The 8,359-nt window shown below is 64.2% G+C and carries 10 protein-coding genes; 1 reads left to right on the forward strand and 9 read right to left on the reverse strand.

All coding sequences use genetic code 11. The annotated features are described in order from the left end of the window. Positions 1 to 242 precede the first annotated feature (242 nt). The 8 genes from DRB19_RS27930 to DRB19_RS27960 all read right to left on the reverse strand — a co-directional run bounded on the left by DRB19_RS27930 (position 243) and on the right by DRB19_RS27960 (position 6,432). On the reverse strand, positions 243 to 1,253 hold the full coding sequence (locus DRB19_RS27930; protein WP_114189243.1) for a MaoC family dehydratase: 1,011 nt from the start codon (positions 1,251 to 1,253) through the stop codon (positions 243 to 245). 52 nt (positions 1,254 to 1,305) lie between these two features. Then, a complete protein-coding gene (gene nfi, locus DRB19_RS27935; protein WP_114189244.1) occupies positions 1,306 to 1,974 on the reverse strand; it encodes a deoxyribonuclease V in 669 nt (222 codons plus the stop codon). Positions 1,975 to 2,081: 107 nt separating this feature from the next. Next, positions 2,082 to 2,255, reverse strand: coding sequence for a hypothetical protein (locus tag DRB19_RS30445; protein WP_162815923.1), 174 nt, complete (start codon positions 2,253 to 2,255; stop codon positions 2,082 to 2,084). 74 nt (positions 2,256 to 2,329) lie between these two features. Then, a complete protein-coding gene (gene ychF / locus DRB19_RS27940; RefSeq protein ID WP_114189245.1) occupies positions 2,330 to 3,427 on the reverse strand; it encodes a redox-regulated ATPase YchF in 1,098 nt (365 codons plus the stop codon). Between the two features lie 4 nt (positions 3,428 to 3,431). Next, positions 3,432 to 4,055, reverse strand: a complete 624-nt coding sequence (gene pth, locus DRB19_RS27945) for an aminoacyl-tRNA hydrolase (RefSeq protein WP_114189246.1) — start codon at positions 4,053 to 4,055, stop codon at positions 3,432 to 3,434. Positions 4,056 to 4,144: 89 nt separating this feature from the next. Continuing rightward, positions 4,145 to 4,765, reverse strand: a complete 621-nt coding sequence (locus DRB19_RS27950; RefSeq protein WP_114189247.1) for a 50S ribosomal protein L25/general stress protein Ctc — start codon at positions 4,763 to 4,765, stop codon at positions 4,145 to 4,147. Between the two features lie 349 nt (positions 4,766 to 5,114). Further along, positions 5,115 to 6,047, reverse strand: a complete 933-nt coding sequence (locus DRB19_RS27955) for a ribose-phosphate pyrophosphokinase (protein ID WP_114189248.1) — start codon at positions 6,045 to 6,047, stop codon at positions 5,115 to 5,117. 157 nt (positions 6,048 to 6,204) lie between these two features. Further along, positions 6,205 to 6,432: a hypothetical protein gene (locus tag DRB19_RS27960; protein ID WP_114189249.1), complete on the reverse strand. Its 228-nt coding sequence runs from the start codon at positions 6,430 to 6,432 to the stop codon at positions 6,205 to 6,207. 113 nt (positions 6,433 to 6,545) lie between these two features. Between DRB19_RS27960 and DRB19_RS27965 the strand changes: the two genes are divergently transcribed. Further along, positions 6,546 to 6,755 carry a hypothetical protein gene (locus DRB19_RS27965; protein WP_162815924.1) on the forward strand — a complete coding sequence of 70 codons (210 nt, stop codon included), beginning with the start codon at positions 6,546 to 6,548 and terminating at the stop codon, positions 6,753 to 6,755. 24 nt (positions 6,756 to 6,779) lie between these two features. On the opposite strand, the gene DRB19_RS27970 is transcribed toward DRB19_RS27965, so the two are convergent. Continuing rightward, positions 6,780 to 7,937: a benzoate/H(+) symporter BenE family transporter gene (locus DRB19_RS27970; RefSeq protein WP_114189251.1), complete on the reverse strand. Its 1,158-nt coding sequence runs from the start codon at positions 7,935 to 7,937 to the stop codon at positions 6,780 to 6,782. Between the last annotated feature and the right edge of the window lie 422 nt (positions 7,938 to 8,359).

Below are 8,359 nucleotides of genomic sequence, written 5' to 3' on the forward strand. Positions count from 1 at the left end.
TCCTGATCGCCAGCATGGAATCAGACATGCGCCCGGCTGAAAACCCCGAATGAGTCCGCCTTCGTGCCGCTTGGTATTACGTGCTGGCCAGAGTGTCATTCCGGGGCGGCTCTCCGAGGCGAGCCCGGAACCCATATCCACTGACGATGCAGGATGAGGGGAATTGCGTGTCCCCAGTTTCTGAAACGCTGGCGTTTATGGGTTCCGGGCTCCAATACGTGGCCCCGTAATGACGAAGGACGCTATTGCTCCGGCCGCCGCTCCCAGAACACCGCCCCGTCGAAGGAGAACACCTCCTCGCCGTTTTGGTTGACGCCGGTATTGTGGTGGAAGGCCAGGCCCCAGCCGGGGCGGGAGGCGGAGACGCGCTTGTCCGTGATGGTCGACCGGTAGGTGATCGTATCGCCCGCATAGACGGGCTTGAGCCACTTGAGGTTCGTGAAGCCCGGGGATGACCCGAGCCGGGCCGGGCGCTCGCCCCGGGCCAGGGCCTCGGCGCGGCTGTGCTCGCGATAGGCGACCATCAGCTTCATCCAGATGCTGGCGGTGTGCCAGCCCGAGGCGCAGAGGCTGCCGAACAGGCTGTCCTTGGCGGCTTCCGGATCCACATGGAAGCGCTGGGGATCGAACCGCTTGGCGAACTGGATGATGTCGTCCGCCATGAACGTGTAGGAACCAAGCTCTTCCGTTTCGCCGATCAGGAGATCCTCCAGAAAGGCGTTGTTTGAGATCGGGCGGGTGCCAGGCGTGTCGTCAGAGCTCGCGGAGGGTGCCGGGGCGGGAGCGCCTTGGTTGTTCATGGGTTCGGCATCCCGGCGCGCGAACATGATCGAGTTGCCCTGGGTCATCACCGTTTCGTCATGCTGGTTCAGGAGCTCGAACTTGAACTGGACGAAGCCGATGGAGGGCCTGCTCTTCGACGGCCGGGTGTCCGCGACGGTCATGCGCGAGCGCAGCGAATCGCCTGGCCTGACTGGCTTCAGCCATTTCAGCTCCTCGATGCCAGGCGATCCCATGGAGGTGGAATCCAAGATCACATCCTCGGCCAGGATGCGCATGTTTATGCTGCAGGTATGCCAGCCCGAGGCGATCAGACTGCCGACGAAGCTGTCCTTGGCGGCGATCTCGTCCACGTGAAAGGGCTGGGCGTCGTATTCCCGCGCGAAGGTTACGATATCGTCCTTCGAGACGGTGACGGGACCCAGGATCTTGGTGGAGCCGGGTGTAAAGTCTTCGAAAGCATAACGGGGCATCGGCTTATGTCTTGTGCAGGAGGAACAGGCCGCAGGCAGCGCTCCAGCGACGTCACTGTCCGAACTGCCCAGCCGCGTTGTGCGCCAGACGGATCGGCTCGGGCAAGCGATATTTCGGCGAGCAGTTCAGAACCAGCTCCGCCGCCGTGGGGATGTCCGCCAGGTGGCCGGGGGAGATGAACATGGGATTCTTGGCCGTTCTTGTCCGCAGCGCGACCCCGATCGTCTCGCCCTTGTCGACCAGAGGAGCAGCCGATCCCTTCTCATCGGGGAGAGGGCCATAGCGTCCGCAAAGCAGGGTCTTGCCGCAGCCGATGGTGGGACGGTCCAGCCACAGGCCCATATGACTGGCGATACCGATGCGGCGCGGATGGGCGATCCCCATGCCGTCGAACAAGAACACGTCGGGCTCGGCCTTCAGCTTATCGAAGGCTTCCTCCAGCACCGGCCCCTCGCGGAAGCTCAGGAGGCCCGGGATATACGGAAAAGGCGTCGGGCATCTTGCGAGCACGGTCTCCACCGGCAGGAAGCCCGGATAGGTCACCACCACGATGGCGGCCTGCGACTCCTCGTTCTTCACGCTCACGTCCACACCCGCCACGAGGCGGACCGCGCCGAGATCGATGGGGCGATCGGAAATCACCTCGGCCCTCAGCTTCCTTTGAAGGGCGATCGCGTCGGACGGTGAGAGATCCCAGGGATGTCGGTGCTGGAGGCGCATGCGGGGCTTGTCGGAGCTGTTTGATGCTCAACGTCCCAAGCTGGGCGATAGATCCCGCCCGGGGCATCGCGCAGGAGTGGGACCTGGGTTTCCCACGTCCGGCAGTGCTAGCGCTCCCACCATTCGAGCTCCCGGTCACCCCTGGCGAAGATGGAATAGATGGCCCCGATGAAGAACCCGAAGGCCACCAGCATGGCAAGGACGAGTTCGGCGCTTCCCAAACCCGGCGCGACCAGTGCGCCGCCGACGGTTTGGACGATGTCTTCAAGTAAATCCTGCATGGATCAATCCCCCATGCAGGCCATCATGCGAAAACGGCCCTGAACGCACGGCCAAGCTGGCGTTCAGGAATCCGTCAGTTTGCGAAGCGGAAGTGCAGCACGTCCCCATCCTGCACCAGGTATTCCTTGCCTTCTAGGCGCAGCTTGCCGGCATCGCGCGCGCCGGCCTCGCCCTTCAGGGTCACGTAGTCCGGATACGCAATGGTCTCGGCCCGGATGAAGCCCTTCTCGAAATCGGTATGGATGACACCGGCCGCCTGGGGAGCACGCGTGCCGCGGGTGATCGTCCAGGCACGGGCCTCCTTGGGGCCGACCGTGAAGTAGGTGATGAGGCCGAGCAATTCGTAGCCGGCGCGGATCACCCGGTTGAGGCCCGGCTCTGCAAGGCCAATGGCGTCGAGATAATCCTTCTGCTCGGCCGCATCGAGAACCGCGATCTCGCTCTCGATCTTGGCGGACACGACCACCGCCTTCGCGCCTTCTTCTCTGGCGCGCTCGAAGACCTTGGCCGAGAACTCGTTGCCATGGTCGGCGGAAGCCTCCTCCACGTTGCATACGTAGAGAACCGGCTTCGACGAGAGGAGGCCCAGCATCTGGAACAGCCGCTCCTCCTCGGGCTTGCGCTCCACGAGGCGGGCGGGCTTGCCCTCGCGCAGAAGGGGGAGAGCGCGGTTGACGAGATCAAGGGTGTCCTTGGCTTCCTTGTCGTTGCCCTTGGCCTTCTTCTCGAGGGCGGTCACCCGCTTTTCAAGGCTATCCATGTCGGCCAGCATCAGCTCGGTCTCGATCGTCTCGATATCGGCGATCGGGTCGATCTTGCCCTCGACGTGGGTGATGTCGGTGTCCTCGAAGCAGCGCACCACATGGGCGATGGCGTCGACTTCACGGATATTGGCCAGGAACTGGTTGCCTAGGCCTTCGCCCTTGGACGCGCCGCGCACGAGGCCCGCGATGTCCACGAAGGTGAGGCGAGTCGGGATGATCTGCGCCGACCCGGCGATTCCCGCCAGCGAGTCGAGGCGGTCGTCCGGCACGGCCACGTCGCCCACATTGGGCTCGATGGTGCAGAACGGGTAGTTCGCGGCTTGCGCGGCCGCCGTCTGGGTCAATGCGTTGAAGAGGGTGGACTTGCCCACATTCGGCAGGCCGACGATGCCCATCTTGAAGCCCATGGCCTCACTCCTTGTCTGTGCCGGCCTTTTCACCGGGCCGTTTCACGTCCGTCCAGCCTCTCGCCTCCATGGCGAGGTGGACCTTGTTCTGAAAGCTCCCGTCCTCGCCCTTGGCGAGAAGCAGGGCGTTGTCCGCGATGATGCGGCACAGGTCCTCGACCCATGCCTCCTCGGACTTGGCGAAGTCCCCGAGCACGTGGCTCTGGACCAGGGGCTTGTGCCCCGGATGGCCGATGCCGAGGCGCACCCGCCGGTAATCGTTGCCGCAATGGGCCGTAATCGAGCGCAGGCCGTTATGGCCCGCATTGCCGCCACCGACCTTCACCCGCAGCTTGGCGGGCGGCAGGTCGAGCTCGTCGTAGAAGACGGTCACATCCGACAGCGGGATCTTGAAGAAGCGCTGCGCTTCCGCCACCGAGCGCCCGGATTCGTTCATGTAAGTCTGCGGCCTGAGGAGCAGCACCTTCTCGGTCCCGATGGTCGCCTCAGCGGTTTCGCCCTGGAAGCGCCGCCGCCACGGCCCGGCATTGTGGACGCGCGCGATCTCGTCCACGGCCATGAAGCCGATATTGTGGCGGTTCCGGGCGTAGCGGGGACCAGGATTTCCGAGGCCGACGAAAAGGCGCATGGCTCGACACACTTAAGAGAAACGCTCCGGCCTTGCGGTCGGAGCGTCGAAGCCGATCATTGGGCTCGAACGCCCGGGATGAAGGCGAATTAGGCCTTGGCGGCCTCGCCCTCAGCCGCTGCGGGAGCCGCGTCCTCTTCCTTCATGCCCGACGGGGCAACGACCGTGACGAGGGTCACGTTCTCGGTGGAGGTTGCCTTGGCGCCGTTCGGCAGGGTGATGTCGGCGAGGTGGATCGACGAACCGATGTCCAGGTCCGCAACCGAAGCCTCGACGTAATCCGGGATCGCATCGGACGGAACGAGCAGCTCCACCGAGTGCTCGACGATCTGGAGCGTGCCGCCGCGCTTTACGCCCTGGCACTTCTCCTGACCGACCACGTGCACGGGCACGACGACCTTGATCGCCTGACCTTCGGAGAGGCGCAGGAAGTCGATGTGAACCGGGAAGTCGCGGACCGGATCGAGCTGGTAGTCGCGCGGGATGGCGCGGGTCTTGCGGCCGTCCACGTCGATCTCGAAGATCGTGGTGAGGAAGTGGCCGGCGTAGATCAGCTGCTTGGTCTGGTTGAAGTCGAGGGCAATCGCCTCGGCAGCCTGGCCGCCTCCGTAGATGACGGCGGGAACTTGGCCTTGGCGACGAACGGCCCGGGCGGCCCCCTTGCCGGCCCGGTCGCGCGCCACGGCCGTGATCTGCTTGATATCACTCATGGTCGTGGTCCTTTGAATTGGATTGTAAAAACCGATGGCCGCCCGGGTTTTTCTTGAAAAACCAGCCGGCGGCCACAGGGTCTGCGCCCGTGCCTCCAAGGGTGTCGAGCGGGCGCGAGGCGGCTTATAGAGAATGACGGCGGGAAATGCAACAAAAGCCGTTGCGGCCCAATCAGGCGCGACAGTCTTCCCTCCCCTTTGCGGGGAGGGTGGCTGCGTCGGCAGGCGGGTTGGGGTGCGACCGGGTGAGAGACAGTGAGGTGAGGTGCTGATCACCTCTCCCATGGGGAGAGGTCGGACCGTCAGGTCCGGGTGAGGGGCGTGCCCTGTGCGGAGAGGGCGTAACCCCTCAGTCGAACAGGCTCGAGACCGAACTTTCCGTCGCTGTCCGGCCGATGGCCTCGCCCATGAGCTGCGCAATGCCGATGACCCGGATGTTGTGGGCCACCTTCACGGCTTCGGTCGGCATGATCGAATCGGTGATGACGAGTTCCTTCAGCTTCGAATTGGCGATGCGCGCCACCGCGCCGCCGGACAGAACCCCGTGTGTGATGTAGGCGTAGACCTCCCGGGCGCCGTTCGCCAAGAGGGCTTCGGCGGCGTTCACCAGGGTGCCGCCCGAATCCACGATGTCGTCCACCAGGATGCAGGAGCGGCCTTCCACATCGCCGATGATGTTCATGACCTCGGACTCGCCCGGGCGCTCGCGGCGCTTGTCCACGATGGCGAGCTGGGCGTCGATGCGCTTGGCAAGCGCCCTGGCACGCACCACGCCGCCCACGTCCGGTGAGACCACCATGCGGTTGCCGCCATCGAGCCGCTCCTTAATGTCGCGGGCCAGAATGGGGGCGCTGAAGAGGTTGTCGGTTGGGATGTCGAAGAAGCCCTGGATCTGCCCCGCATGCAGGTCGAGGGTCAGAACGCGGTCGACGCCCGCATGGCTGATGAGGTTGGAGACGAGCTTGGCCGATATGGGCGTGCGGGGGCCGGGTTTCCGGTCCTGGCGGGCATAGCCGAAATAGGGGATCACCGCCGTGATGCGGCGCGCCGAGGCGCGGCGCAGGGCATCCGTGATGATCAGGAGCTCCATCAGGTGGTCGTTCGTCGGGAACGAGGTCGACTGGATGACGAACACATCCTCGCCGCGCACGTTCTCCTGGATTTCGACGAACACCTCCATGTCCGCGAAGCGCCTGACCTGGGCCTTGGCGAGCGGAACGTTGAGATAAGAGGAGATGGCCTCAGCGAGAGGACGGTTGGAATTTCCCGCGACGAGCTTCATGAAAGCGACTTTGGCTCATTGAATGACTTGTTGGAACCCACCGCGTGACGATGTTGCCCTTGAGCGGCAAGGCGCAAGGGTCTTAGCAGCGATGGGAAAGCCTCACAATACTCGCAAGTGTGCAGATGTGCGGCTTTTCAGACGTGCAGCTATGCAGTCACTGCGCAGCAACGGACGTTTCGTCCGTTGAGGCCTCTGCGGTCCGGATCGGGGCTTGGGTTCTGGCGGTGCTCAAAAACTCCGCGATTTCGTCCATGCTGGCCCCTGCGAGCTTGGCGAGCGTCTCCTTATCGAGGGACGACAGGGAGCCCGAAGCGACCCGTACCGGGCTCGATCCCGCCAGCCGCTGGGCGCGCCGGTTCTGGGCATCGAAGACGTCCCACACATAAGCGACCTTGGTTTCCCCCTCGTTCGTCTCTGTAGAGAGGTAGCCGCGGACCCGGTAGCGCCGCGCCGCTGGCGCCGACGAGCTCCACCTTGCGGTCGGAGGCTGCGGTGTTGAGTTCGTCCATCAAGGCCGTACGCACGGGCGCAGGCGCGCCATCGATGCTCTCCAGGGCGATCGGTACGCCCTCAGGCGACCCGCCGGCCAAGCCCGACCCCTGGCAGGCGCCCAAGGCGATCGCCATGGTGGTGGCTGCAAGCCGTCCGGCAAACTTCGTCACCATGGGGTCCCCCGTCTTATTGTTCATGGTAACAAAGTATTAAGCTTAACCGGAGCCGCCGTCCAGGTCATCGCAGCCGGATGGACGACGCCAGTGCGTCGAGGCCAAGCGCCGCAAGCCCTGCGACCAAACCCCAGAACGCGGAGCCGATGCCGAACAGGGTCAGGCCCGAGGCCGTCACCGCGAAGGCGAGAACTGCCGGAAACCGTTTGGCCTCGTCGGAGAGCGCGGATCCGAGCGCTCCCGCGAAGGCTCCCATGAGGGCAAGGCCCGCCACCGTCTTGATCAGCTCTGGCGGCAGCGCCGCGATCACGCCGATCAGGGCCGCGCTGAAGGCGGCGAAGATCAGGTAGCTAAGGGCATAGAACGGTCCCACGAGCCAGCGCTTGGCCGGATCGGGGTGAGTGTCGGGACCGGTGCAGATCGCCGCCGAAATCGCCGCCAGATTGCTCGTATGGGCGCCGAAAAAGGCGGTGACCACAGAGGCAAGGCCTGTCACCGCCAGGATCGGCCGGGAAGGTGGCGTATAGCCGGAGGCGCGCAGGACCGCGAAGCCGGGCAGGTTCTGCGACGCCATGGTGACGAGAAAGAGCGGCAGACCCAATCCGATCAGTGCCGCGGGCTCCCATGCGGGGGCGATGAAGGTCAGGGACGAAAGGGCGAGATCCGAGGGGAGGGGCCGGGCGAGGCCTGCCCCGAACGCAATGGCCAATCCCACGAATAGCACGGCCAGAACAGCCAGCGCCGGATTCACGAGGCGAACCAGGAGAAACACTGCCACGAGGGGCAGCACGAGACCGGGCGCGCCTTGCGCGCTCTCGAACACCGCCATGACGAAGCGGATCAGCACGCCCGACAGCATGGCGGCGGCAATCGCCGTGGGGATGCGCTCGATCAGGCGGCCGAAAGGCTTGACGAAGGCCGCGAGCACGATGAGCCCTCCCGCGAGCAGGAAGGAGCCGACGGCCGCGTTGACGGAAATGCCGCTGGACGCCGCGATCAGGGCCGCGCCCGGGGTCGACCAGGCGGTAACCACCGGAATGCGGTAGCGGACGCTCAGGAAACCGCTCGTGGCCGCCATCGACAGGCACAGGGCCGCAACCCAGGAAGAGGTCTGCGCCGCATCCGCGCCCACCGCGTTTGCTGCCGCGATGATGATCGCAATGGTGCTGCCGAACCCGACCAGGGCCGCGACCACGGCAGAGGTGATGATCGACAGGCGCATCCTTGGGTTCCGGATCGGTGACCAGAGCTTAGCGGTTTAAACTGAAGTTGGGGGGTGGTCTAGGATCTGGTCCGGGAAGGGCAGGTTATGGACCGCCGAAACTTGAGCATAGACAGTGATGACAAATTTTGTGATATTACAACATTAAGTGTCGCGGAGAGCCTTATGTCCTTGAACCCCATTGCCTTTGAGTGGACAAACAACAGCATTTCCCCCGCGAATGTCAGAGCTTTAGGCAATGGCACCTTCCTAGAGCATCGGACGAAAAAGCGGATCCACGACGCTCCACCTTTCTCCGCTAGGCAGGGGTAGGAACGGAGCGGGTCCGACAAATCGTCCGATGCTCTAGAGCATGCTGCTTTTACACGGCACCATATCCTGAGTTTTTGAGGTAGTTTGCACATTCGGCGGGCGCGACCTGA

The organism is Microvirga aerophila (assembly GCF_003332305.1).
GTDB lineage: Bacteria > Pseudomonadota > Alphaproteobacteria > Rhizobiales > Beijerinckiaceae > Microvirga > Microvirga aerophila.